Raw genomic sequence first — 25,073 nt, 5'->3', positions numbered from 1 at the left:
ACCTCAATCGCTATCTATACAACAACACGCTGTCACCGCAGTGTCATGAACGGTAAGTGAGACGGGAGGTATCATGACGCAGTCGGTCGGTGTGATCGGTCTTGGAGCGATGGGAATGGGTATGGCCCGCTCCCTTCTGGCCAAAGGGTTTTCGGTGGCAGCTTTTGATCTTGCACCGCAGGCTATGGCAGGAGCTGCAGAAGCAGGCATCGTTACCCATGAGACGCCGGCCGGTGTGATCGAAGCAAGCGATGTGATCGTGCTTTCGCTGCCCCTGGCCAGCCATGTGAAGGCGACGATTGAGGCCGGACTGGCTGCCGGTGCTTTCAAGACCCCGAAAATCATTGTCGATACGTCCACCTCCGAGGCGTCGGTAAGCCGTGAGCTGGCGGCGAAACTCGCCGATATTGGTCATGGCTTCCTCGATGCGCCTGTCAGCGGTGGTCCCCAGGGTGCGGCCAGCGGCTCTCTGTCGGTGATGCTGGGCGGCGATGCGCAGTGGGTCGCGCAGGCGAAACCGGTTCTGGATGCGCTTGCCTCCAGGGTGCTCCATGTCGGGCCAAGCGGTTCCGGCAACATCGCCAAACTGGTCAACAACATGCTGGTGGCCTGCCACATGCTGACCACGGCCGAAGGCCTGCGCCTTGCCGAGGCATCGGGCCTGCCGGCGGAAGACGCGCTTTCCGTCATCAACAGCGCCACGGGTCGCAGCGCGCTTAGTGAAATTCATTTTCCCAACTGGGTCATGAGCGGCAGTTTCGACAGCGGGTTCTCCGCCGGACTGATGCGCAAGGACGTGCGGCTGGCGCTTGAACTGGCGCAGGAAAGCGGGTGTGCCATGCCGGTGTCGGAGCTGGTGGCGAGCCTCTGGTCCGAGGAGAATTCAGGCGTTTCCGACAATCAGGATTTCATGCTGCTCGGCCGTGTTGAGGCCGCGACGGAAGAGAAGACCAATGGCTGATGACATGATCCCCGCAACCGACACGCGTGCCGAAGTCGCACGGCTGCTGACCGAGCTTCTGGGCAGTGCCGACGTGCAGAACCATGTGGCAGGACGGCTGATGCGGGGCGATGGCGAAACCCTTGCGCTGACCGACCCCGCTACCGGCAAGATTTTCGCCGAGTTCCCGGATGCCGGTGCGGCGGTCGTGAATGCCGCGGCCGAAGCAGCCGTTGCCGCTCAGCGCGAATGGTGGGGCAAGACGGCCTCCGAGCGCGGGCGCATCATGTTCGAGATTGCACGCCAGATTCGTTCCCATGCGGAGCCACTCTCGCGTCTCGAGGCGATCTCTGCCGGCCGCCCGATCCGTGATGCTGCCGGCGAGCCGGCGCGCATGGCCGAGATGTTCGAATATTATGCCGGCTGGTGCGACAAGATCACCGGCGACGTCATCCCGGTGCCGTCGAGCCATCTGAACTACACCCGCCATGAGCCTATTGGCGTCGTGACGCAGATCACACCCTGGAATGCGCCACTCTTTACCTGCTGCTGGCAGGTTGCACCGGCGATCTGTGCGGGCAATGCCGTGATGCTGAAGCCGTCTGAGCTGACGCCGCTGAGCTCGCTCGTCATTGCCGCCCTGTGCGTCAGGGCAGGTGTGCCGAAGGGGCTCGTCAATGTGATTGCCGGGCAGGGACCGACTGCCGGCCAGAAAATGATCGGACACCCCACCACGGGACTGGTCGTCTTCGTCGGCTCGGCCACGGGTGGCGCGGCGATTGCCGCGGCTGCGGCCCGGCGTCTCATCCCGTCGATCCTGGAACTGGGCGGCAAGTCTGCCAATATCGTGTTCGCCGATGCGGATGTCGACCGTGCGGTGATCGGCGCGCAGGCGGCGATCTTCGCCGCGTGCGGTCAGAGCTGTGTGGCGGGATCGCGCCTCCTCGTGCATCGCAGCGTGCATACCGAGATGGTCGAGAAACTGGCACAGGCCAGCGCGCGCATTCCCGTCGGTATGCCGCTCGATCCGGCCACGCAGGTTGGCCCGGTCAACAATGCGCGCCAGTGGGACAAGGTGGACACGATGGTGCGCACCGCCGTTTCAGAAGGTGCGCATCTGGCGACCGGCGGGGGCAAGCCGGATGCCCTGGGGGAAACCGGCGGTTTCTTCTACGCCCCGACAATTCTCGATCGCGTGTCGCACGAGATGGAGATCGCCTGCGAGGAAGTGTTCGGTCCCGTTCTGTCGGTTCTCTCCTTCGAAGACGAAGAAGAGGCGGTCGCGCTTGCCAACGACACACCCTACGGGCTCGCAGGCGCGGTCTGGACGCGGGATGTAGGGCGTGCGCACCGGGTTGCGGCGAAAGTTCGCGCTGGCACATTCTGGATCAACAGCTACAAGACCATCAACGTTATGTCGCCCTTCGGCGGCTTTGGCCAGTCGGGCTACGGGCGCTCTTCCGGCCGGGAAGCGCTCGCCGCCTACACGACAACAAAATCGGTCTGGGTCGAAACCGCAGCCGATCCGACGATCGGCTTCGGTTACGCACCGGGCTGAACCGCATGGGCGGTCCCTCAAGGGCCGCCCTTTGTTCCATCCCGACCCGCGTTAAGAATGGGACGGGCTTACGAGAGGGGATCTCTATGGAGAAGACGAAAGACATACTGCTGGACTGGCGCCTTCATCTGAGTGTGCTGGTCATCACCATCATCGCGGAGGCCATTGGCGTGGTCGCCGTGCCGATCGGCATCGGGTCGATCCTGCTTCTGCCGTTGCTCTACGCCTTTGTGATGGGACTGGTTCTCAATCCCAATGTCATTCGCAAAGTCGAAGGCTGGATGGGGCAGCGCGAGGTTCGTGCAGCGTCACCGCTGATCGTGATCGCGATCATGCCGTTCATCGCCAAGTTCGGCACGATTATCGGTCCGTCGATGGAAAAGATCATCGCCGCGGGCCCGGCGCTGATCCTGCAGGAACTTGGCAATCTGGGCACCATTCTGCTTGCTTTCCCGGTTGCCGTTCTGCTTCTCGGCATGGGGCGCGAGGCGGTGGGCGCCACGTTCTCCGTCGCACGTGAGCCGAACATTGCGATCATCGCCGACAAATACGGGCTGAAATCCGCCGAAGGCGCAGGGGTCATGGGCGTCTATGTCATCGGCACGCTGTTCGGGACCTTTATCTTTGCCATTCTCGCCTCGCTTTTGGCGACGTCGGGCTGGTTCAGCATCGAGGCGCTGGCCATGGCGTGTGGCATCGGATCGGGTTCGATGATGGCGGCCTGTTCGGGTGCATTGTCTCATGCTGTCCCGGCCATGGAAGAACAGATCCTCGCACTGGCCGGGGCCAGCAACGTGCTGACCTATGCGACCGGACTTTACCTGTGCATCTTCGTCGCCCTGCCGGTGACCGAAAAACTGTATGACCTTCTGGGCCGAAAAGAGCCCGTAGCCAGCAACGCCGGAGAGTGATCATGAGCACTGCTGAACTTCCCGTGGACTACGAAGCGGAAACGAAGCCCGATCTGGCACAGCACGCGGTGCTTCTTGCCGCCGTTTCCCTTATCGCGCTGGTGGGCAACACCGTCGCCACCGACGCAACCGTCATGCAGGGGCTGGTCGGTCTGGCTGTCCTTTACGTAATCGCATTGGTCGGTCTCGTGCTGACCCATGTCGTGCCGGTCGGCCTGCCGTCGGTCGCCTGGATCTCGCTGGTTGGCATTCTTGTTACCCTGCCATGGACGCCGGGCAGTGCCTGGGTTCTGGACAAGGTGAGCCACGTCAACTTCCTGACGCTCGCAACGCCATGCCTTGCATATGCGGGTATCGCGATCACGCGCCGCGAGATTTCGATCGCCAGATCTTCCGGCTGGAAGCTCTTCATCGTGGCCGTGTTCGTGATGACAGGCACTTATCTCGGGTCGGCAATCATAGCAGACCTGTTCCTTTGACGGCGTCTGCGGCTGCTGCCATGGGTGGCAGCCGCAGAACGTCAATTCGTTGCGGGGCAGGGCCCCGAGCTGACTTTGGCCCCAGTTTCCACGTCAGACCGCCTCGGCGTTTCACGGTATCGATGAGGCGGTCTGGTTAGCGCTTCTCACGCTATTCGTGAAAGAAAAGCGGTTTCCGCGTTTCCTAACCATCCCGGGATTTACCTGCCACGGAAGCGTGCCATGGGGTCAGCCAGCCACGCAGCTGGGCGATGAGCGTGTAGAGCGTGAGGCCGATCAGTGTCAGCAGCACGATGACGGCGAAAAGCCCGGGCACCTGCAGCTCCTGCAGCATGGCAACGGCGAGGTAGCCGAGCCCCTCATTGCCGCCGATGAACTCGCCGACAATGGCCCCGATCATTGACATCACCACCGCCACTTCCATGCCAGCCAGGACGACTGGCAGGGCGGTGGGAAGGTCGAGCATGGTGAAGCGCTGAACCGGATTTGCCTGCAGCATCGTGAAGACGTCCCGATCACCGGGCTCGACCGAGCGGAACGCAACCAGCGCATTCGAGAAAACCGGGAAAAAGGCGAGAGCCGCAGCAATGACGATTTTCGATTCGAGACCAAAACCGAACCACAGTATGAAAAGCGGTGCGAGGGCGATCTTGGGGATCAGTTGCAGGCACACGATGAAGGGCTTGAAAGCCCATTCGAGCATCTGTACGCGGGCCATTGCCATTCCAAGCGAAATCCCCAGTACAACTGCAATGAGAAAGCCGGAAACGGCCTCGATCACCGTGACGAGGGCGTGGCCCCAAATGTCCGGATCGCTTACGAGGCCGATGAAGGCCGAAACGATCTGCATCGGTGTGGGCAGGATGAACGCGGAGACCTCTGCAGTGTGCACATAAACCGTCCAGGCAATCAGGAAAGCAAAAACGGTTGCGGTCGGTAGCGCTATGCGGATGAACCGGTCGGTGCCCATCAGTGGCCTCCTGTCAGGCTGGCGCGCAGACGCACAAGCATGTCCTGAAACTCGGGTTTGCGTTGAAGATCAAGCGTGCGAGGACGCTCGAAGGGCATTTCGATTACCTCGGTGATGCGGGCCGGCCGGGACGCGAGCACCACAACGCGATCCGAAAGGAACGCCGCTTCGGTGATGGAATGCGTGACGAGAATAGTGGTGACCTGCGCCTTGGCGCAAACGGACATCAGCTCCATGTTCAGTGTGTCGCGCGTCATTGCGTCAAGCGCGCCGAAAGGCTCGTCAAGCAGCAAGACCTGGGGTTCGGTGATCAGTGCCCTTGCAAGCGACGCACGCTGGCGCATGCCGCCGGAGAGCGCTGAGGGGCGGGCCTTCTCGAAACCTTTCAGGCCCACCGTCTCACACAGCGCGTGTGCGCGTTCTTCCCGTTCCACTCTTTTGACGCCTCGCAGGCGCAGGGGCAGGGCAACGTTCTCTGCCACACTGAACCAGGGGAAAAGGCGCGCCTCCTGAAACATCATCGAGACGGGGCGTGTGGCCTCCGACGATCTTTTGCCGCCTTCCCAGACGGACCGGTTGCGCACGATGACTTCCCCTTCGCTCGGCTGTTCCAGGCCGGCGATGATGCGCAGGAGCGTGGTCTTGCCGCAGCCCGACGGGCCGAGCAGGGATATGAAATCGCCCCGCTGCATGTCGAGTGTCGCGTCACCGATGGCACGGACGGCGTTTTCGCCCTGGCCGAAGGTTTTGCCGATACCCACGATGCGGATATCGGCAGTATTCTCGATGTTCATGCTTTCAGAGCCTGGTCCAGAAGGTTGTTGGTGTAGAGCTCGCTCGCCGGTACGGCCTTATCGATGAGCTTGGCGTCGGCGAGCAGACCCACGGCGCGTTCCCAGACTTCCGGAACGTTGCGCAGGATATTTTCCTTACCCCTGGAGGCCCAGTTCTGCGCATTGGTGTGCAGATCCTTCTGGGCGGTTTCCGTATTGTTGAGGCCGGTCACATCGTGTTTCTCACCGATTTTAGCAAGGATCGGCGTCAGGTCTTCCGCGTCGACAATCTCTGCAGCCGCACGGTGCGTTGCCCGCAGGAACGAGATGAATTTGTTCGGGTTTTCGGCGATCTCATCGGGTCGCGCGACGTAGACCTGGCCGGGCATGCCGTCGTCGATGGGCATGACTTCGACGTCGTCGCGCGCCGAGCTGGCAATGATCATTGATGAGGTATTGCCGAGAAATGCACCGGCGCGGCCCGCTTCGATCAGCGCGAACGAGGCGGCGGAATCGGCGACCTTCACCTTGTTCACCGTGCCCGGTGAGGCACCGGCTCCTGTCATCATCAGGTCGAGCGTGCCTTCCATCGAGCCACCGAGTGTCGCCATGCCGACTGTGCGTCCCTCCAGGTCAGCGATCGTCTTCACAGGGTTTTCCTTGGAAGACAGCACGAAGAAGGGCGACCGCTGGGCGATCGTTGCGATCGAGATAAGCGGGGCGTCATTGTTCACGCGTGAAACGATATAGTTTGTGCCGCCGGTGCGTCCGGCGTCCATCTGCCTGGCGATTGTCATCTGTGCAGCGAGAGCCGCACCCTTGCCAGCCTGCAGGTTCATGGCCAGGCCTTCTTCGGCGTAGTAGCCGGCCGCATCGGCATAGATGACCGGCGCGAAGGCCAGTGAAAGCGTGAACGGTGTGATGAAGTTGAAGCTGTCCTGTGCATGGCCTCTGCCCGGGAATGACAGCATGGCTGCACTCCCCATCGCACCCAGCATCAGGTTGCGTCTTGTCAGTTTCATGAGTTGCGCCCCTCTGTTCATATTTGAACGTAATGTTCAATTTATTCTAAGCGCAAATCGAAGGCCGTGGCAAGAGTGGCTTGATCGGTTCGGCGCAACCGAGTGGCCCACCGCATTCAGGTACCCGTGCCCTCCTTGCGGGGGGAGGTGGGCATGCCGCCCAGCAAACGCGTGATGGCGTCTGCGGTGCGCACCACCTCGTCTCGAATCCCGGTGTCAATGCTGTCGACACGGTCGGCGGAGGCTGACTGGGTGGCGTTGATCGCGGCTACGACATTCCCCTCAATGTCGCGCACCGGTGCGGCTATGCTGGCAATTCCTGTTTCGAAGCTGCCGATCTGGACAATTGCAGGCGTGCCGCGGTCCCTTTGCCACTGCGCGACGAGTTCGCCCAGACTGCGCGGGGTTTGGCCTGGCGCGTTCTGATAGGTCTCGTCGCGGTAAAGACGCACCAGGTCGCTTTCGCTGAGGTCGGCGAGAAGCACGCGACCCATCGTGGTGCCGGCTGCCGGGAGGCGGCTGCCGACATGAACGATGCTTGCAAGGCCCATATGGCTGGGAACACGCAGCATGTAGAGGACGAAGCGTCCATCGCGTACGCCAAGATGCGCTGACCAGTCCGTCCTGTCGCGGAGTTTTTCGAGTTCCGGCAGGGCCACTTCGACCAGCTCGCGGGTCGCAAGATAGCCGTAGCCAAGGCGCAGAACCGCAGGGCCGAGCGTGTAGCGCCCTGTCTGCGGGTTGTGCAGAAGGTATCCTTGCTGGGCGAGTGTGTAGACGGTGCGAAACGCTGCGGATCGCGTCGTTTGAAGTCGACGGGCTATGTCGGAGAGTGTCATTTCACGATCTTCGGGCGTGAAAGACTGCAGCGCCTTTAGCCCGCGGATCAAACCGGGGACGAGATACTTGTCGTCGGAGTGAGGTGGTGTGATGGGTGTTTTATCCATAAAACAGTGTCTAGCAGGTAAAATCCGCCTGCACTAGCCTTCTCGCACTTCACGCGAAAGGAAAGCCCATGACCATACATGCGACCGCCACTTCGGCCCTGGCGCAGGGACTTGCAGCCCATACAGGCCGCTTTACAGACAAGACCTTTGACTGGAATGCTTTCCCGTCAAATGCCGGGTTCGATGATCTGGCCCGGGCACAGATGCGTTACATCGGTGCCGGGGGTTCTCCAAAGGTTGGCGACACATCAACCATGAAGCCGGATCATTTCACCTTGAGCCTGATCTACAAGGAACCCGGGAAATACGCTGCCTGCCACAGCCATGAGATTGAGGAGAGTTTCCTCATCATCGACGGGGTGCTTGTGGTTGGCTGGGAGAAGGACGGCGAGGTTGTCGAGGTCAAGCTCGGTGCCAAGGACATGATCCTCAATGCCCGTGAGATCGGCCACGGCTTCCGCAATGATGGCGTCACGCCGGTACTGATGTCCATTTCGGTCGATGTCGGCAAGCCGCTGCCGCCGGTCTATCACTATCATCCGAAGGAGCATCCGGCGGAATTGGCGCGGAGTTTTGGTGCCGAGCCCGGCAAGACGTTGCCTTTCGATCGCAACGGCAGCCACCCGCTGCAGAAGCTGATGGCGCAGTATGTGGTGCGTCACAACGAACTGCCGACAATCTGGGAAAAGGCCGGCTTCACCCGCAAGGTCTATGTGGGTGAGGGCGGCATTGCGCACGACACCTGCCGCAAGGAGATGCTGGGCATTCCTTCGGGCGTCGGCATCAAGCCGATCGTCCGCGATGTGGAAGACGCCTATCTCGTTCTCGAAGGTGGGCTGATCGTCGGCTGGGAGGAGAATGGCGAGACCGTTGAGGTTGAGCTTGGGCCACGCGATCTGGTCAAGACGCCTGCCGGTCGCAAGCACTGGTTCCGCAACAACTCCGCCGCTCCGGCCACAGTGTGGTCGGTTGTCGGATCGGCTCAGGCTGACGGCATAGTCTACGAGGCTGCCTAGGCGCGGCCCATGCAGAAAGACCGCACCCAGCCCATGCAGGCTGGGTGCGCGCCATCACTGGTTTAAAAACAGTCAGAGCGGTTTCCAGGCAAAAATTTGCCATGCGCGCCGCGGGCAAGACGTTGGAGTTCAACCACTTCGCTCCGGGCTTCGACCCTGAGGGGAGCATCAAGGGTGGGATTGCAGCGGCGCAAACCATGAATGCCAACGCCGTTCCGGTGCCGCCGCGCCGGCACCGGATATGCTACTCCGAATTGAGATCAGGTGCTTTCAGAGAGAGCCGTCTCCCAGGCGTCGTATCCGTAGACCCAGTCCGCGTTCGAGCCCTTTTTCAGCCAGTTGTTGGCGAGTGATCCCTCCTGCACCCTGGCGGTTCTGGGGATGCGAGCAGCCTCATAATGTTTGAAGGCCTCCGAAACCGTGTCCGGCACAGCGCCGCTCAGGGCGCGTGCCAGTACGACCGCATCCTCGATCGCCATGCATGCACCCTGCGCCATGAATGGCACCATGGGGTGTGCAGCATCGCCCAGAAGCGTGATGCGTCCCTTTGACCAGCGCTGCATCGGTTCGCGTACATGCAATGCGGAACGGGTGACGCTTTCACAGGCATCCAGCAGGGCGCGTGCTTCAGGGTGAAAATCGGCATAGGCTTCGCGCAGCTCACCAATATCGCCCGGCAGTGTCCATCCTTCTTCCGCCCAGTCGTCCTGCGGGGTGGTGGCGAAGACGAAAATCTCGCTGCCGAGGTTGAGCGGGAAGGTAACGATCTGGCGTTCAGGTGTCGGTCCCCACCATTTCGTGAACGAGTCGAGATTGGGGATGTTGCCGCCCCGCTCGCGCGGGAAAACGGCGCGATAGGAGACCAGGCCGGTGAACCGGGGGTGATCTTCGCCGAACAGTGAATGCCGCACCGCCGAGTGAATGCCGTCGGCGCCGATCAGGGCGTCTGCTTCAAACCGTGTACCATCGGAGAGAATGGCGACCGCGCCGCTGCCGCCTTCCTCGGCGGCGATGACCTGTGAGGTGAAGCGGATCGTGTTCTCCGTCAGGGTGTTTTCCAGCGCAGCGAGCAGATCCGCACGGTGAATGGTGAGCTGGGGCGCACCGTAGCGCTCTTCCGCTGCGGTGCTCATTGGTAGACGTGAGGTTTCCTCTCCCGTATCCCAGGTTCGGCTGATGCGATATTCGGGGCGTGCCGCAGTCGTTCGCAGCAATTCGCCGATACCCAGCCCGTCGAGTGCGTGCACGGCATTCGGGGTAAGGTTGACGTCGGCGCCAATGCGACCAAAGGCGCGCGCGCGCTCGAAAATCGTGACGTCGTGTCCCTGTTTCTGCAGTGCGATCGCGGCGGCCATTCCGCCGACGCCGCCCCCGGCTATGCCGATCTTCATTCAGCTCACTCCCGAAGTGTTCAAATAAGAACTATAAGTTCAAAAAATAACGGTATTGCGCTGGGCTGGTTCTGTCAACGCAGTCCGGCCTGTCACGCAACCTGCCGGCGGTCCGACCGGGTGATGCAATCCAAAGATTTCGATCCTGCCCGAGGGGCGCCGGGAGGCCGCTTGACACGGGATCATCGATCCGTCATTCTTATTTTGAACAATATGTTCTTATTTGAACACAAGGGAGGGGAAGATGGACGCCTTCAAAGATCGCCTGTCGCAGCGCGCCTTCGATACGGGGCGTCCCGGGCTGGAGCATCAATGTCGCGGGCGCGAGCTGGACGAGCGAGAGTATGCGCTGGCCGATGCCTTGATGACGATCTACGCCACGGGCGAGCACGACTTCTCCATGGTTGCGCGACAGTTGGCGGAAAAGAACGTCGTTGCCCCTCGCTCCGGCAGGACCGACTGGACGGAAGCGCTTCTGGCTGAAGAGTTGCAGGCGACGAACAGGGAGCTTGATGCAGCTTACGAGGCCAGCGGCTATGGCGCTTGAGTTTCGTTCCGTCACCAAGGAGTTCACATCGGGGACAGGGCAAAATCTCGTCGCCGTCAACGACATCAGCTTCCGGGTGAACGAGGGTGAGTTTGTCTCGGTTGTCGGGCCTTCAGGCTGCGGCAAGAGCACCATTCTCAGCATGACCGCGGGCCTTTACCAGCCGACGCGCGGGGAGGTTTATGTCAGCGAAGAACCGGTGGCGGGCCCGAACGCGCATGTCGGTTTCATGCTTCAGAAGGATCTGCTTCTGCCCTGGCGTGACATCGTTTCGAACATTGAATTCGGACTTGAAGCGCGCGGCGTTGCCAAATCGGAACGCCGGGATCGGGCCATGATCGAATTGAAGCGCTGTCATCTGGCGGGGTTCGAAAACCATTACCCCTACCAGTTGTCTGGCGGCATGCGTCAGCGCGCGGCGCTGGCTCGCACGCTTGCGATCAAACCGGAAATCGTCCTGCTGGACGAACCGTTTTCTGCACTCGATGCGCAGACCAAGCTTCTGCTCCAGAACAGTTTCGCGGGCACCATTTCGCAGACCGGCAAGACAACGCTGCTGATCACGCATGACCTGTCGGAGGCGGTGCTGATGTCCGACCGCATTCTCGTCCTTTCCGAACGACCGGGCACCATCGTGACGGAGATCAAGGTTGATTTGCCGCATCGCGAAGAACCGCTTCGCCGCAGGGTGATGCCCGAGGTCAGCGATTACGCAGCCCAGATATTCAAACACCTGAAACTCGAAGAAAAAGCCATCTGACTGGCACTAAGCAAAAGGGGAATTTTGATGAGACGCATGCTTCAGTCGGCTCTCGCCGCTGCTCTTCTCACGGCTTCAGCCGCCACGGTCTTTGCCGCTGAAAAGGTGACATATCTTTTCCCTGCACCTGATTTCCTGCCCGCCTTCGCGCCCTTTCAGCTCGCCAAAAGCAAGGGCTATTTCGAGGCTGCAGACCTCGACGTGACCTTCCAGGTTGGCAAGGGCGGTGCGGACGTGGCCACGCAGGTGGCTGTCGGGAATGCCGATCTCGGCGGAGGCATCGGGGACACGCCCATCATCGTGCGCGCCAACGGGCTTGATATTCGCGGCGTGGCTCTGCTCGGCGGCCGTGGTCTGACGCAGCTTGCCTGGCGCAAGGACAGTGGCATTACCGGACCGGCCGATCTGAAAGGCAAGTCGATCGGTGTGCTCTCCTTCCAGGACACCACTTACTACAATCTTCTGGCGGTGCTCGCCTCCGCCGAGATGACCAAGGCCGATGCCGACATTCAGGCGGTTGGAGCAGGTGGCATCATCCAGCTCACCATCGCCGGAAATCTGCATGCCATGTCGGGCGTGCCCGAATGGATTGCAGCGATCGAGGCGGCTGGCGTTGAAATGGAGCAGATGCCGGTTGATGAGGTCTTTCCGGCCATGGCGCAGGCGATTATCGCCTCCGACAAGACGATCCAGGAACGCCCCGAAGTGGTGCGCGGCTTTGTCGGCGCAGTCCTGAAAGCGGTCGGCCACATTGCCGCAGATCCGGCGCAGGCCGCCAGGGACTACGTTGCCGCCGTGCCGCAGCACGCCGGCAAGGAAGCTGAGATCGAGGGCATTCTGCGGTCCTATGCAACGCTGGTCTATCCGGAAGGTGAGAACCAGCCGCTCGGTGCATTCGACCCGGAGCGCATCGCCAGTGTGCAGGCCTTCTATGTCGACAACGGCATTGTCCAGACCGCGGTTCCGGTCGAGGACCTCTACACAAATGAATTCGTCCAATGACACAGGTCAGTTCTATGGAGACCGGGGCAGGGGCCCCGGTCAAGGTGGCGAAACCCATCATGACTTCACGGCGCAGCACACTCCTTGCAAGCCTCGGCCTTCTGGTTCTGGTCCTGCTCGCATGGCAGTTCCTGCCGCCGGCGCTTGGCGTTCCGAAATTCATCATCCCGACGGTCACAGACTGCCTTGCCGAAATGAAGCGCATGCTGCTTCAGGAAGGGCTCGTTGGCCACACGCTCTCGACGGCACTTTATACGGTGCTCGGCTTTGCCATTGGCAGCCTGCTTGGCGCTGTGATTGGCTATCTGCTCGGTATGTCGGAGTTCTGGGAGAAGGTTCTGTCACCCTACATTCTGGCGTTGCAGATCGCACCGAAAGTGGCCTTCGCACCGCTCTTCATCATGTGGTTCGGCTACAACGCCATGCCAAAGCTTCTGGTGACGGTGCTGATCGTCTTCTTCCCCGTGCTGGTCAATGTGCTTCAGGCCATGCGGACGGTCGATCGCGATCTCGTCAATCTGGCGCGCGCCTACAACCTTTCCCGCTGGGGCATCTTTCTGAAGGTCGAAATGCCTTCCACCATGCCCAATCTGATGGCCGGGCTGCGGATCGCATCGACACTGGCCGTGATCGGCGTGACGGTTGGTGAGCTGGTTGGCGGAAACACCGGCCTCGGCTTCCTGATCTCCTACGGAGGCGGGCAAGCCAATGCGGCCATGGTCTTCAACGCCATCGTTCTGCTCACCGTGATCGGCTTTCTGCTCTACGCGGTGCTCGTGCGGATTGAGGAACGGGTGCTGCATTACCTGCCCAAGGCCCAGCACTAGCAGGGCCTCACACAATCACTGTCGACGGAAGCGGGAGGCTTTCGGATATCCATGACGGAGACGGACATGACAGCCATGGACAAGAAATCGCTCATAGAGGATCGGGTGAACAGCGGCCTGCGCGGCCAATGGTACCCGGTTGCCAAATCGGTCGAGGTTAAAGCGTCGAAGCCCTATGGAACCAGGCTTCTCGGAGAGAAGATCGTTCTTTGGCGCGATGCGGAGAACAGGCTCCGCTGTGTCGAGGATTTCTGCCCCCATCGCGGCGCCCCGCTTTCCTATGGCGAAATCCATGAGGGCAATATCGGCTGCCGTTATCATGGCGTTGTCGTCAATGGAGAGGGCGTGGTGGTGCGGGTTCCGGCCATGCCCGAATGCGCGCTGGAGGGGCGCAAGGCGCTCAAATCCTTTGAGGTGCGGGAGGCAGGCGATGCTGTGTTCGTCTATGTGCCTTCGGCCGAACAGCCCGAAGCACCGGACCTGGCGCTGCCCAGGGAACTGACAGACGATGCGTGGACGGGTTTCCTTTGCACAGGTGTCTGGGAAACGAACTATCGCTACGCGCTCGACAACCTCGCCGACCCCATGCATGGCTGCTATCTGCATGCCGAGAGCTTTACGCTTGCCTTCGGTTCCAAACAGGACCTGATGAAACTGGACAAGACCGATGCGGGCTTTCGCGTCAGCCGGATTGGCCAGGTCGGCGAGAACTTCGACTGGACCGAGTTCGAGGTGCATCCAGGCTCGATGTTCTGCTTTCTCGAAATTCCGTATCCGCCGGCGGCGGGGCCGGGCGGTGTTTTCCGCATCATCGGTTTCGTGACCCCGGTGGATGCGGCCACCTGCAAGGTTTTCTTCTGGCGTATGCGCAGGGTTTCTGGCCTCGCGCGTGACAGCTGGCGCTTCCTCTATCGCGCCCGGCTGGAAAAGACGCATTGGGACGTGCTCGAGCAGGATCGGGTCATGCTGGAGGGAATGCCCGACGACGCGCGCAAACGTGAAATGCTCTACCAGCATGATCTCGGCGTCTCCCGCGTTCGGCAAATTCTGACGCGCGCTGCGAAGAGCCAGGTCGAAGCCGAGATGGCTGCCGAGTGATGGTTGAGGGACGAACCATACTGGTTACGGGTGCCGCACACGGACTTGGCGCCGAGATTGCCCGCCACCTCGCGAAGAACGGTGCGCGTCTCGTTCTGGCTGACATCGCCGAGGAGGAGGGCCGCGCGATCGCTGATGAGTGTGGCGCGCGCTTCATTTCCGTTGATCTGGCCGATCCGGCGTCGATCCGGGCCGTTGGGCGAAACCTCGCCGAGCAGCATGGTGTCCTGCATGGCCTCGTCAACAATGGCGCGATCGCTACAGGCATAGGCGGCATCCCGTTCGAGGAAATCGACATCGACAGCTGGGATCGGGTGATGCAGGTCAATGTGAGGGGTACGTGGCTGATGACGCGTGCAGTGACCCCGTTGCTGAAGGCCTCGGGCTCGGGCCGCATTGTCAATGTCGCTTCCGATACGGCGCTCTGGGGTGCGCCACGCCTGATGTCCTACGTGGCCAGCAAGGGCGCTCTCATGGCGATGACACGCTCGCTGGCGCGCGAGCTTGGGCCGAACCGTGTCGGAGTGACAGCGATAGCACCCGGCATCCTGACCACGGAATCGACCGGCTATGTGCCGGAAGCTCGCCACCGGCTCTACGCGGAAGGACGCGCCGTGCCGGGGGCACAGGGGCCGGGTGAAATTACCGAGATCGTCACCTTCCTGCTTGGCGAGGGAGCGCTGACGCTGACGGGGCAGACGCTGCCGGTAAACAACGGCTTTGTTTTCAATTGAGGCAGTGATGACCTTTAAAGTCAGTGAAACGGGTGGGATCGAGTATCTGGAGCGGCCAGGCGAGGATGGCCCCGTTCTTGTACTGCTGCACGGGGTTGGCTCGAATGCGGCGTCCTTCACGCCGCTTCTGCCACATCTGCCGAAGGCGTGGCGGGTAATTGCGTGGAATGCGCCGGGCTATTGCGGTTCCGCTCCGCTCGACATCGATTGGCCGCTGGCAGGCGATTATGCGGCAGCGCTCGAAGCGTTTCTCGATCGGCTGGGTCTCCAGCGGGTCCTGCTTGCGGGACATTCGCTCGGCTGTCTGATGGCGGCGTCCTTTGCCTCGACGCACAGAAACCGGGTTGAACGCCTTCTGCTCAGCTCTCCGGCGCTTGGCCATGGCGTGCCACGGGGAGCCGCACTGAGTGCCGCTGCTCAGGCGCGCATCGATGATCTACAGACTCTGGGTCCGGAGAAGTTCGCCGATCTTCGGGCGCCGAGGCTTGTCTATGCGCCTGACGACAACAGAGACATTGTCGCGCGCGTGCGTGACGGGATGGCAAAGGTCAGCGTACCGGGCTACCCGCAGGCCGCTCGCATGCTGGCTTCCGGTCGGCTGCTTGACGATGCCGAACGGCTTCAGGTGCCCACCGATGTCATCGTCGGGGCAGAGGATGTCGTCACCCCGCCGGAATCGGCCCGCCGGGCCCATGCGGCCCTTCGTGATCCCTGGCGTGGATCGCTCACATTCGTGCCGGGCGCAGGACACGCTCTTTATCAGCAGACCCCCGCCGCTTTTTCGGCGGCGCTGGATGCGCTCGCGGAAATCGTCGGCTGAGGCCGGGAGGAGAAACGACCATGGCAGAGACAATTCGCGTCGGCAGCCTTCGCGGCATCATGATGCGCGGACCCGGCATCACGAGCACGCTGCCCTTTTACGAGGATATGTGGGGCCTGAGCCTTGCCCATAAGGAGGATGGCATCGCGCTTCTGCGCGGCACCGGCGAGGAGCCGTTTCTCTACGGGCTTAAGGATGGGCCGGTCTTTGGCATCGAATATGTGCACTTTGCCATGCCTGACCGGGCATCGATGGATGCACTCTATCGGCAGGTCATCGCGCGCGGCGGCATCGCGCTCGCAGAACCGGGCTCCTTTGACGACTACGCCGGCGGATACGGTTTCGAGATGCTCGACCCCGACAATCGCCGTCTGCGTTTCCGCACCGAAGCGCTCACGCATGATGAGGAGCCCGAATGGGCCAAGCCGCGCAAGGTGAGCCATGTGGTGCTGAACACCCCGGACATGGACGGCGTGCAGGAATTCTACACCCGTGTGCTGGGCTTCCGCGTTTCGGACTATTCCGCCGACCAGATGGTGTTTCTGCGCTGCAACTCGGACCACCATTCGATCGCCCTGGTCCGTGGGAACTATGCCAGTGTCAACCACGTCGCTTTTGAAATGCCCTCCATCGACGAGTTCATGCGCGGTATCGGCCGCATGAAGCAGAAAGGGCATGTGCCGACCTGGGGGCCAGGGCGGCATGGGCCCGGCAACAATCCCTTCGCCTATTTCGTTTCCCCATCAGGTTTCGTCATCGAGTTCACCTCCGAACTTCAGCAGATCGATGAAACGACCCATGAAGCCCAGGTCTGGCCGCGCGACAAGCCTGAAGCCATGGATCGATGGATGACGGCCGGCCCGCCGACGCCGGCGCAACGCGCGGTGATGCAGGGCCGCCCGGACCCCGGTTTCCCTGAACTCGCACCCGCCAGGAGCAAGATCTGATGCACTACGGATACGATGGAAAAGTCGCGGTGGTCACGGGCGGTTCGTCCGGCATCGGGCTGGCAACGGTCGAGACCCTGCTACAGTCCGGTGCGAGCGTGGCGCTGTGCGCGCGCACCGAAAGCCGGCTTAACGATGTGGCGGCCGTCCTCATTCGCGACCACGGGGAGGAGCGTGTCTTTGCGCGCGCACTGTCCGTTCTGGAACCGGATGCGGTAAAAGACTTCGCCGGTTCGGTGGAAGCGCGCTTTGGCCGCTGCGACCTGCTTGTCAACAATGCCGGGCAGGGCCGCCTCTCCACCTTTGAAGACACGAGCGATGAGGACTGGCGCGCCGAGTATGAGTTGAAGCTGTTCAGCCAGATCCATCCCACGCGCGCCTTCCTGCCGATGCTGCGCCGGGCAAAGGGCGCCATCGTCGCGGTCAACTCATTGCTGGCCTACCAGCCGGAACCACACATGGTCTGCACCTCCTCGGCGCGGGCCGGCGTGCAGAATCTCCTCAAGTCGCTGAGCGTGGAACTGGCACCCGATGTGCGGGTCAATTCGGTTCTGCTTGGTCTTGTCGGTTCGGGGCAGTGGTCGCGCCGCTTTGCGGAGCGTGAGGACCAGTCCCAGAGCCGGGCTGAATGGTACGGCGCACTGGCGGCAAAAAAGGGCATTCCGCTCGGCCGCCTGGGCAATCCCGCGGAAGCCGCCGCGGCCATCGCTTTTCTCGGCTCGCCGGCGGCGAGCTACATCACAGGTGCTCAGCTCGAAGTGTCGGGCGGCCTGTCTCGTTACATTTGAGGGATACGGGATGAAACTCGAAACAATCACAGCCTCGGAGACGGTTGGCGAGCTCATCGCCCGCTATCTCGCAGAGATCGGCGTTACGACCGTGTTCGGGGTCATCTCCATTCACAACATGCCGATCCTGGATGCAATTGCACGTCAGGGCCGTATCCGGTTTGTGCCTGCGCGTGGTGAGGCCGGTGCCATGAACATGGCGGATGCCTTTGCACGCGTTTCCGGAGAACTGGGGGTCTGCATGACCTCCACGGGAACGGCCGCCGGCAACGCGGCAGGTGCACAGGCTGAGGCACTTACGGCGGGTTCTCCGGTTTTGCACATCACGACTCAGGTCGATCTGGAGTTTGCAGATCGCGACCGGGCGGCCATCCATGACGTGCCACGGCAGCCGGAGATGCTGCGCGGCATCTCCAAGGCGGTGTTCCGTATGTGGGACGCCAATGGTGCGGTGGGAACCCTCACTGCGGCCGTATCGGCGGCACTCTCCGCGCCGACAGGCCCGGTCAGTCTGGAGATTCCCGTCGACGTTCAGCGCAGGGCCGCTCATCCGGCGACGCGCATTCACCTTCCGCAGCCAACCACACCGATTGCCCCCGAAAGTGTGATCGATGAGATTGCCGAGCTGGTGAAGACGGCCAAACGTCCGCTTTTGTGGCTGGGTGGCGGTGCACGCGGGGCGGTCAGGGAGGCCACCGAGCTGATGCGTCGCGGTTTCGGCGTGGTTACCTCCACCAATGGTCGCGCGATCGTGTCGGAGGATGAGCCCGCAAGCCTCGGGGCGTTCAACATGACGCCGGAGGCCGTCGAGCTTTATGAAAGCTGCGATCTGATGATCGTCGTCGGCTCGCGTCTGCGCGGCAATGAGACCCGCAACAACAAGATGCCCTTGCCGCGCCCTCTCGTTCAGGTCGATGCCGACGCCGCGCAGGGCGGCCGCAACTATCCGGTCGAGGTTTTTGCCCATGGTGATGCTGCCGACACACTGGCCCGCCTGCTCGCACGCCTGCCGGACACGCTCGACACCGATACCAACCTCTCTTTCGACATCGCCCGCACCCGCGCCGCTGCCGAAGGCCGCATGCGGGATGTTCTGGGACCGTATCGCATTCTTGCCGACACACTGGCTGAACGGGTGTTTTCTGACGCGCATCCATGGGTGCGCGACGTGACCATCTCCAATTCCACGTTCGGCAATCGCTATGTGCGCATTGCCAGCCCCAATCTTGGCGTCCACGCGCTGGGTGGCGGTATCGGGCAGGGGGTTGCGATGGGCGTCGGCGCGGCCCTTGCGTCGAAAGGGGCAAAGGCGATCACCCTTCTCGGCGATGGCGGAACCATGCTTGGTCTCGCGGAGATGATCACCGCTGTCGAGGAGCAGGCTCCCCTCGTATATCTGCTGATGAACGACAAAGCCTACGGTGTCATCCAGAACATTCAGGACGCGCAGTACGACAGTCGGCGTCACTATTCGGCGCTTGCGACACCGGATTTCGCGGAGTTCTGCAAAGCCATAGGCATGCCCCACCGGCTTGTCAGCGACATATCGGATTTCTCCGCAGCACTGGACGAGGCGGTTGCAGCCAGCGGACCGCGCTTGATCGAAATCGACATGTGCGCCATCGGTCCGTTCAAGGAAGCGTTTGCGGGCCCGCCCGCCGGTGCTGCCGGTAAGGAGGCTTAGGGCGATGCGGCTTGGAATGATTGGCTTTGGGAACATTGCCCAGACATTGCTGAAGCAGCTGGCAGAGACGCTTGAGGCTCCGTTGGAGCTTTTGGCTGTTGTAACACTGCCTGAACTTGCCGACGACGCCGAAGCACACCTTGCGGCGGAGTTTGCTGTTTTGGCGGATGAGCTTGTCGTTGTTACCGATGCTGACGCGCTTCTCCAGAGAAAGCCGAGCCTTGTGGTCGAGTGCGCCGGTCACGCGGCCGTTGTGTCACATGTCCCGCCGGTGCTCCGCTCCGGCACGGATGTGGTCATCGTTTCCATTGGCGCATTGTCCGATGCGGCGCTGGAGGTCGAGCTGCGGTCGGCTGCCGCGGCTGGCGGCGCGCGCCTTGTCCTGCCGGCGGGTGCGGTTGGCGGCGTCGATCTTCTGGCGGCCCTTGGCGCTGCCGGCGGACTTGAAGTGCGCTACCGCGGTTCCAAGCCGCCGCGCGCCTGGAGCGGCACACCCGCCGAAGAGACGGTTGATCTGGTGAACCTCACCGAGGCCGCGACATTCTTCACCGGGAATGCGCGTGAAGCCGCACGAGATTTTCCCAAGAATGCCAATGTCGCGGCAACGCTCGCTCTGGCAGGCGCGGGGTTTGAGGCAACCCGTGTGGAACTGGTGGCCGATCCGGCTGCACCGGGCAATGTCCATGAATACTCCGTTACCTCGCCACTGGCGAAATACACCATGCGCATTGAGAACCTGCCGTCGGCGGGCAATGCCAGGACATCTGTTTCCACGGTCTACAGCGTGTTGCGGGAGATCCGGAACCGCATCGGTCCGGTGGCAATCTGAGAGGGAGGCAAACATGATCGAGTTGCCGCAGAGCAAGCTGTTCGTCGCCGGTGAATGGGAAGAGGGCACGGGCGCGGAGATCACCTCCGTCTTTCCCGCTGACGGCAGTGTCAACCGCGTGCTGCGCGGTGCCAGCGTCGCGGATGGGGAGCGCGCGATTGAGCGGGCAAAGCGGGCGCAGGCCGACCCGGCGTGGCGCAATCTGAAACCGCATGAACGGGCGCGTTTTCTCTATGCCATCGCCGACGGCATTGAGGCCAATGCCGAGCGCATCTCCCATATCCAGAGCCGCGATACGGGCAAGACCCTGCGTGAGACCGGAGCGTTGGCAGCATCCGCCGCCGGCACATTCCGCTATTTCGGCGCGGTGCTTGAAACCTCCGATGAAGCGCTGACCGCACAGCGCGGCGACGCGCTCACCATGTCCGTTCATGAACCGCTTGGTCTTATTGGTGCGATCACGCCGTGGAATTCGCCGATCGCCTCGGACGCCCAGAAGGTTGCACCAGCACTTGCGGCAGGAAACGCGGTTCTCCTCAAACCGGCGTCGTGGTCGCCGCTCGTCTCCCTGGAGCTGGCGCGCATCATCGAGGCTTCGGGGTTGCCGAAGGGGTTGTTCTCGGTGCTCCCGGGATCGGGCCGTGAAATCGGCAATCTGCTTGTCGAACACCCTGACATCGCCAAGATCAGCTTCACGGGCGGAACCGATACCGGGCGGGCGCTGGCGGTAAAGGCTGCTCAGAAACTCATGCCGGTTTCCCTGGAGCTCGGCGGTAAGTCGCCTACCATCGTCTTCGCCGACGCCGATATCGAACAGGCACTCGCCGGTGTGCTGTTCGGTATTTTCTCGTCAACAGGGCAAAGCTGCATTGCCGGCGCGCGCCTGTTCGTCGAGCGGTCGATTTATGATCAGTTTGTCGAGCGGCTCGTGGAGGCGACACAGCGCCTCAAGGTCGGTCATCCCTTCGACGCGACGACGCAGATCGCTCCGATGGTGCATTACGACCATCGCAACAGTGTGGCCGATCACGTGGAAAGGGCGCGCAGAGAAGGAGCCGATATTTTGGTCGGGGGGCGCGCTCCTGCGGGCGCCGATTTCGACAAGGGCGCCTACTACCTGCCGACCATCCTCGCCGGTCTGGACAACACCGCGCGCATCTGCCGGGAGGAAGTGTTTGGCCCGGTCCTTGTCGTCCTGCCCTTCGATGATGAAGATGAGCTGATCGCCCAGGCCAACGACAATGAATACGGTCTTGCCTGTGGCATCTGGACCCGCGACTTTCCCAAAAGCTGGCGAGTGGGCCGGGCCATCAGCAGCGGCACCGTATGGATCAATACCTACAAGCAGTTCTCCATCTCGACGCCCTTCGGTGGTGAGAAGGAGAGCGGGATGGGGCGCGAAAAGGGGCGCGAGGGCATTCGTGCCTATATGGCACAGAAGTCGTTCTACACCGACCTTTCGGGTGCACCGCATCCGTGGGCCGCAGCGACGGTGGGTGCATCATGAGCCGCGCTGTCGCCATTGTCGGCTCAGGGCCTTCCGGGTGCTATCTGGCGCAGGCGCTGCTGAAAGCGGCGCACGACCTGAGGGTGGATCTGATTGACCGACTGCCCGTTCCCTACGGACTGGTGCGTTATGGAGTGGCAGCTGATCATCAGGGCACGAAGGGCGTGATCAGGCAGTTCGAACGCGTGTTCGAGCGCCAGGGCGCAGGCTTTGTGGGCAATGTCACCATCGGCGAGGATGTCAGCCTCGACGCCCTGCGCGAAGCCTATGATGCGGTCGTGCTCGCAGCCGGACTGTCGGCGGATCGAACGCTTGGCATCGCAGGCGAGGATTTGCAGGGTGTTCATCGCGCCGGCCAGTTGACGCGGGCGCTCTACGAGCATCCCGATGCCGCACCTTTGCCGGAACTGGGCTCCCGGGTCGTGATCATGGGCAATGGCAATGTCGCCATCGACATTCTTCGCCTGTTGGCCAAGACACCGGAGGAACTGGCGGGGTCCGATCTGGGTGCTGCGCCAAGCGATTGGCTGACGCGTTCAGGCATTGAGGAAATTGAGATTGTCGGTCGTTCGCCGGCATCGGCGGCGAAGTTCGATCCGGTCATGATCAAGGAGCTTGCGAAGCTCGAAGGCATCAATATTCGCGTTCTTGGAGCAGACAGGAGCGATGATCCTGAAGCGGCAAAGAAGCTTGCCGCGCTTGAGGCGATCAATGGACATGGCTGCGGTGCGCGACGCATAACATTTCGCTTTGGCTTGACGCCGATCGAGCTCTCGGGACCGGACGGTCATCTGAAGGAAGCGCGCTTTCTGGATGGAGAGGGCAACACAGTCATCCTGCCTTGCAGTGCCTTTATCACCGCAATCGGCTTTGGCGCGGAAGTCGGCCTGCCACGTGATCTTCTGATTGGGGAAGCGGTTGATCGGGAGGCAGGAGTTCTTGCTCCCGGGCTTTATGCGACCGGGTGGTTTCGCCGTGGGCCGCAGGGCACGATTCCTGATAATCGCGCCGACGCACAGCGTCTGGCGTCCCACATTCTGGCTGATTTTGAGGGCGCCGCTGCACTGCCTGAAAAGCCGGGCCGGCAGGCTTTCCCCGACTGGGCAGGGGCGGTCGGCTATCACGGCTGGAAACGCATCGATGCAGCCGAGATTTCCAACGCACCTGAAAACCGCTGCCGCGCCAAGATCGCATCGCGCGATGCCATGCTGGCGCTGGCCCTTCAGAAAGAGGAGGTTTCACAATGAACATCATGCTTCTTTATGGCACCGAGACCGGCAATGCCGAAATGCTCGCCGAGGACATCATGTCCGAGCTTGAGGGCGACCATGAGGTCGAGTGCCGCAACCTGTCGGACTTCTCACCCGACGAGTTCGATGCAGGCCGGCTGCACATGATCATCTGCTCTTCTTATGGCGATGGCGAACTGCCAGCCTCCGCTCAACCCTTCGCCGAAGCGTTGAAAGCGGCGGCACCGGACCTGAAGGGCATTCACTTCGGCATTTTCGGTCTTGGAGACCGAGAGTATGAAGAGACCTTCGGTTTTGGCAGCGGGACCCTTGCGGAGCTGCTCATCGCCCACGGCGCGGTGCAGATCGGCGAGCGTATCACACATGATGCTTCCGGCAGCGACATGGCTGAAGACGTGGCCTTTCCATGGGCGAGCCAGATCGTGACGCTGGCCGAGGAGAAAATCGGCGAGGTCGCGTGATGAAAGCGGCTGACATACGCGCGTTGATCTCCGTTCCGTGGCAACACGGTGCGTGCGTTGACCTGTCGGGCGTCGTTTGTGAGGGGCGGCTTGACCTTGGTGGATTGGACATAACGGGGATCAATTTCAGCGGCGCCTCATTTCCCGATGGGATCGACGCGACGCGGGCACGCTTTCTTGGGGTCAGTTGGTTCAGCGGGGCAGATTTTGGCAGCGCCGCCGGATTTACAAACGCGCTCTTTGCCAACGATGCCCGCTTCGAGAAGACCGTCTTTGCCGCTGAGGCGCTTTTTTCCGGCGCGGAGTTCCGGGGGATCGCACGTTTCGACCAGGCAGGCTTTCCGATGGGAGCCGATTTTCAGGAGATCGCCTGTTACGGAAATTTCTCACTCCACGGCGCTCGCATGGACCGGAAAGCCTCCTTCCGACGGGCGGAGTGGCTTGGTGGTTTGTGGTGCGAGGCGGTGCGCCTGCCCGAAAGCGCCGACTTTTCCGAGACACAGGTGCATGGTCGCCTGTGGTTGCGCCGTGCTTTTGTCGGAAGCGCGAAGCTGGAGAGCAGTTCCTTCGCGCTTTCTTACGGTTATGCTTACAGTTGATCGGCTGACCAGCCGCGATAGCCCAGAGCCTCGGACATCGCACGCGCGACTGCTTTGAGCTCATGCTCGATCTTCTCGGCGTGCGGCCCGTCCTCGGCGAACACGCTTGCGTGACCCGTCACATTGATGGCGCCGACAGCGCGTGCCTGGTGATCGTGGATCGCGACCGCCGCCGAACCGATCTCACGCTCGAAATTCGCAACGCTCCAGGCGATGCCGCGGGCACGGTCGTTCTGCAGCTGCTTTTCGAGATCTGCAAGGGTCGTGCGTGTTTTCGTTGTGAAGGATTCCATCGTTTGCCCTGCATAGAGCGAGCGCAGCGAAGCTGTTGGCATTTCGGCAAGCAGAATGCGGCCGATCGTGGTCGCATGGGCAGGCAATCGCGTGCCCTCGCGCACGGTGCTGGCCAGGTGGGAATTGGGTGTTTCACGCGCGAGATAGACGATCTCGCGGCCTTCAAGAACGCCGAGATGCGCCGACAGGTTGAGTGCTTCGACGAGCTGCTTCAGAAACGGGCGCGCAACCTGAAGAATGCTGCGTTCGTTCAAAGCTTCCGAGGCAAGGGCGATCAGTCCCGTGCCGAGGCGGTATCCGCCATCGTCAGCAATCGGTTCGATGATGCTCTCGGCCTCGAGCGTCGCGAGCAGACGGATCAGCGTCGTGCGATTGATGTCCAGCGTCTTTGCTGCATTGCTGATGTTGCGGCACCGATTTCCCGCTGCAATGTAGCGAAGCAGTGCGATTGCCCGGGTGACGGGTGGCACGACATAAAGAGGTTCTTTGGTTTCGCTTTTCTGTGTTCCGGCCACGAGATGCCCCGTCGAATTGGTCTTATTTGGTCGCGTTTATCATATTTGAACACGCGGCAGTAGAGCGCTTTCCCACGCAATTTTCGGGAATCGTCGATTTGCGCAACGGTTCGTTGTTCCGGAGAAAGCCAGCCATTTGTACCAGCTGTTCAAGGCTTCCGTTGCGCCGGCTGCCATGGGGCGCGTGCTGCGCAGCCGCTTCGATATGTGCGTGCAATGCGATTTCTTAGGTCCTGTTCATCGACCGTATCCTCCTATTGTCGACCCCGCCGCTGCCGAACCGTGAAGCCGAACGCGGCGGGGAGGGCGGCTACCGTCTCGTTGCTACGCCGGCTGCGAAGATTCAAATCAGTCACTGAATATGCAGGAAATGCTCTCTCGCCAATGATGCCTCCCCCATATGA

At 61.6% G+C, this 25,073-nt stretch carries 26 protein-coding genes; 20 read left to right on the top strand and 6 right to left on the bottom strand.

The window, feature by feature from the left end; translation table 11 throughout:
* Nucleotides 1-73 precede the first annotated feature (73 nt).
* The 4 genes from BLW55_RS06450 to BLW55_RS06435 all read left to right on the top strand — a co-directional run bounded on the left by BLW55_RS06450 (nucleotide 74) and on the right by BLW55_RS06435 (nucleotide 3,888).
* Nucleotides 74-961 (top strand): NAD(P)-dependent oxidoreductase, encoded by an 888-nt coding sequence (locus tag BLW55_RS06450; protein ID WP_090327630.1) that lies wholly within the window; start codon nucleotides 74-76, stop codon nucleotides 959-961.
* On the top strand, nucleotides 954-2,498 hold the full coding sequence (locus BLW55_RS06445) for an aldehyde dehydrogenase family protein (protein WP_090327628.1): 1,545 nt from the start codon (nucleotides 954-956) through the stop codon (nucleotides 2,496-2,498). Before BLW55_RS06450 ends, BLW55_RS06445 begins: the two co-directional genes overlap by 8 nt.
* An 86-nt stretch (nucleotides 2,499-2,584) precedes the next feature.
* Nucleotides 2,585-3,409, top strand: coding sequence for a DUF3100 domain-containing protein (locus BLW55_RS06440; RefSeq protein WP_007010788.1), 825 nt, complete (start codon nucleotides 2,585-2,587; stop codon nucleotides 3,407-3,409).
* 2 nt (nucleotides 3,410-3,411) lie between these two features.
* On the top strand, nucleotides 3,412-3,888 hold the full coding sequence (locus tag BLW55_RS06435) for a hypothetical protein (RefSeq protein ID WP_007010787.1): 477 nt from the start codon (nucleotides 3,412-3,414) through the stop codon (nucleotides 3,886-3,888).
* 184 nt (nucleotides 3,889-4,072) lie between these two features.
* On the opposite strand, the gene BLW55_RS06430 is transcribed toward BLW55_RS06435, so the two are convergent.
* From BLW55_RS06430 to BLW55_RS06415, 4 genes are all read right to left on the bottom strand, one after another.
* Nucleotides 4,073-4,858: an ABC transporter permease gene (locus BLW55_RS06430; RefSeq protein WP_090327627.1), complete on the bottom strand. Its 786-nt coding sequence runs from the start codon at nucleotides 4,856-4,858 to the stop codon at nucleotides 4,073-4,075.
* Nucleotides 4,858-5,652 (bottom strand): ABC transporter ATP-binding protein, encoded by a 795-nt coding sequence (locus BLW55_RS06425; protein ID WP_025029129.1) that lies wholly within the window; start codon nucleotides 5,650-5,652, stop codon nucleotides 4,858-4,860. The genes BLW55_RS06430 and BLW55_RS06425 overlap by 1 nt, the downstream gene beginning before the upstream one ends.
* On the bottom strand, nucleotides 5,649-6,653 hold the full coding sequence (locus tag BLW55_RS06420; RefSeq protein ID WP_090327625.1) for an ABC transporter substrate-binding protein: 1,005 nt from the start codon (nucleotides 6,651-6,653) through the stop codon (nucleotides 5,649-5,651). Before BLW55_RS06420 ends, BLW55_RS06425 begins: the two co-directional genes overlap by 4 nt.
* A 116-nt stretch (nucleotides 6,654-6,769) precedes the next feature.
* Nucleotides 6,770-7,600, bottom strand: a complete 831-nt coding sequence (locus BLW55_RS06415) for an IclR family transcriptional regulator (protein WP_090327624.1) — start codon at nucleotides 7,598-7,600, stop codon at nucleotides 6,770-6,772.
* A gap of 68 nt (nucleotides 7,601-7,668) precedes the next feature.
* Between BLW55_RS06415 and BLW55_RS06410 the strand changes: the two genes are divergently transcribed.
* Entirely contained in the window at nucleotides 7,669-8,616 is a 948-nt protein-coding gene (locus BLW55_RS06410; protein WP_025029132.1) for a cupin domain-containing protein, read from the top strand.
* Nucleotides 8,617-8,876: 260 nt separating this feature from the next.
* Here BLW55_RS06410 and BLW55_RS06405 read toward each other — a convergent pair whose 3' ends face one another.
* Nucleotides 8,877-10,007 (bottom strand): FAD-dependent monooxygenase, encoded by a 1,131-nt coding sequence (locus BLW55_RS06405; protein WP_090327622.1) that lies wholly within the window; start codon nucleotides 10,005-10,007, stop codon nucleotides 8,877-8,879.
* A gap of 244 nt (nucleotides 10,008-10,251) precedes the next feature.
* On the opposite strand from BLW55_RS06405, the gene BLW55_RS06400 reads away from it, so the two are divergent.
* The 15 genes from BLW55_RS06400 to BLW55_RS06330 are packed head-to-tail and all read left to right on the top strand — an operon-like array spanning nucleotide 10,252 to nucleotide 23,860.
* A complete protein-coding gene (locus BLW55_RS06400) occupies nucleotides 10,252-10,554 on the top strand; it encodes a recombinase-like helix-turn-helix domain-containing protein (protein WP_007010780.1) in 303 nt (100 codons plus the stop codon).
* The gene (locus BLW55_RS06395; protein WP_090327621.1) at nucleotides 10,544-11,314 is read left to right on the top strand and encodes an ABC transporter ATP-binding protein; all 771 of its coding nucleotides are present in this window, start codon (nucleotides 10,544-10,546) and stop codon (nucleotides 11,312-11,314) included. The genes BLW55_RS06400 and BLW55_RS06395 overlap by 11 nt, the downstream gene beginning before the upstream one ends.
* Nucleotides 11,315-11,341: 27 nt before the next feature.
* Nucleotides 11,342-12,316, top strand: coding sequence for an ABC transporter substrate-binding protein (locus tag BLW55_RS06390; RefSeq protein WP_090327620.1), 975 nt, complete (start codon nucleotides 11,342-11,344; stop codon nucleotides 12,314-12,316).
* Between the two features lie 59 nt (nucleotides 12,317-12,375).
* Entirely contained in the window at nucleotides 12,376-13,143 is a 768-nt protein-coding gene (locus BLW55_RS06385; RefSeq protein ID WP_025029136.1) for an ABC transporter permease, read from the top strand.
* 51 nt (nucleotides 13,144-13,194) lie between these two features.
* Nucleotides 13,195-14,241, top strand: a complete 1,047-nt coding sequence (locus tag BLW55_RS06380; protein WP_081784606.1) for an aromatic ring-hydroxylating oxygenase subunit alpha — start codon at nucleotides 13,195-13,197, stop codon at nucleotides 14,239-14,241.
* The gene (locus BLW55_RS06375; RefSeq protein ID WP_090327619.1) at nucleotides 14,241-14,975 is read left to right on the top strand and encodes an SDR family oxidoreductase; all 735 of its coding nucleotides are present in this window, start codon (nucleotides 14,241-14,243) and stop codon (nucleotides 14,973-14,975) included. The genes BLW55_RS06380 and BLW55_RS06375 overlap by 1 nt, the downstream gene beginning before the upstream one ends.
* A gap of 7 nt (nucleotides 14,976-14,982) precedes the next feature.
* On the top strand, nucleotides 14,983-15,795 hold the full coding sequence (locus BLW55_RS06370) for an alpha/beta fold hydrolase (protein ID WP_090327616.1): 813 nt from the start codon (nucleotides 14,983-14,985) through the stop codon (nucleotides 15,793-15,795).
* 20 nt (nucleotides 15,796-15,815) lie between these two features.
* Complete coding sequence (locus tag BLW55_RS06365) at nucleotides 15,816-16,742, top strand: VOC family protein (protein ID WP_090327613.1); 927 nt, start codon at nucleotides 15,816-15,818, stop codon at nucleotides 16,740-16,742.
* Nucleotides 16,742-17,530 (top strand): SDR family oxidoreductase, encoded by a 789-nt coding sequence (locus BLW55_RS06360; RefSeq protein ID WP_007009583.1) that lies wholly within the window; start codon nucleotides 16,742-16,744, stop codon nucleotides 17,528-17,530. Before BLW55_RS06365 ends, BLW55_RS06360 begins: the two co-directional genes overlap by 1 nt.
* A gap of 10 nt (nucleotides 17,531-17,540) precedes the next feature.
* On the top strand, nucleotides 17,541-19,214 hold the full coding sequence (locus tag BLW55_RS06355; RefSeq protein WP_065815660.1) for a thiamine pyrophosphate-binding protein: 1,674 nt from the start codon (nucleotides 17,541-17,543) through the stop codon (nucleotides 19,212-19,214).
* A 4-nt stretch (nucleotides 19,215-19,218) separates the two neighbouring features.
* Entirely contained in the window at nucleotides 19,219-20,043 is an 825-nt protein-coding gene (locus BLW55_RS06350) for an aspartate dehydrogenase (RefSeq protein ID WP_090327611.1), read from the top strand.
* A 13-nt stretch (nucleotides 20,044-20,056) separates the two neighbouring features.
* Nucleotides 20,057-21,550 carry an aldehyde dehydrogenase gene (locus tag BLW55_RS06345; RefSeq protein WP_090327609.1) on the top strand — a complete coding sequence of 498 codons (1,494 nt, stop codon included), beginning with the start codon at nucleotides 20,057-20,059 and terminating at the stop codon, nucleotides 21,548-21,550.
* Nucleotides 21,547-22,797, top strand: coding sequence for an FAD-dependent oxidoreductase (locus tag BLW55_RS06340; RefSeq protein ID WP_090327607.1), 1,251 nt, complete (start codon nucleotides 21,547-21,549; stop codon nucleotides 22,795-22,797). Before BLW55_RS06345 ends, BLW55_RS06340 begins: the two co-directional genes overlap by 4 nt.
* Nucleotides 22,794-23,261, top strand: coding sequence for a flavodoxin domain-containing protein (locus tag BLW55_RS06335; RefSeq protein ID WP_090327605.1), 468 nt, complete (start codon nucleotides 22,794-22,796; stop codon nucleotides 23,259-23,261). Before BLW55_RS06340 ends, BLW55_RS06335 begins: the two co-directional genes overlap by 4 nt.
* The gene (locus BLW55_RS06330; protein ID WP_090327603.1) at nucleotides 23,261-23,860 is read left to right on the top strand and encodes a pentapeptide repeat-containing protein; all 600 of its coding nucleotides are present in this window, start codon (nucleotides 23,261-23,263) and stop codon (nucleotides 23,858-23,860) included. Before BLW55_RS06335 ends, BLW55_RS06330 begins: the two co-directional genes overlap by 1 nt.
* On the opposite strand, the gene BLW55_RS06325 is transcribed toward BLW55_RS06330, so the two are convergent.
* Nucleotides 23,851-24,669: an IclR family transcriptional regulator gene (locus BLW55_RS06325; protein ID WP_007009592.1), complete on the bottom strand. Its 819-nt coding sequence runs from the start codon at nucleotides 24,667-24,669 to the stop codon at nucleotides 23,851-23,853. The genes BLW55_RS06330 and BLW55_RS06325 overlap by 10 nt on opposite strands.
* Nucleotides 24,670-25,073: the final 404 nt, after the last annotated feature.

Origin of the sequence: Nitratireductor aquibiodomus, from assembly GCF_900105565.1 — a bacterium.
GTDB lineage: Bacteria > Pseudomonadota > Alphaproteobacteria > Rhizobiales > Rhizobiaceae > Nitratireductor > Nitratireductor aquibiodomus.
This window is presented reverse-complemented; position numbering and strand designations above follow the sequence as displayed.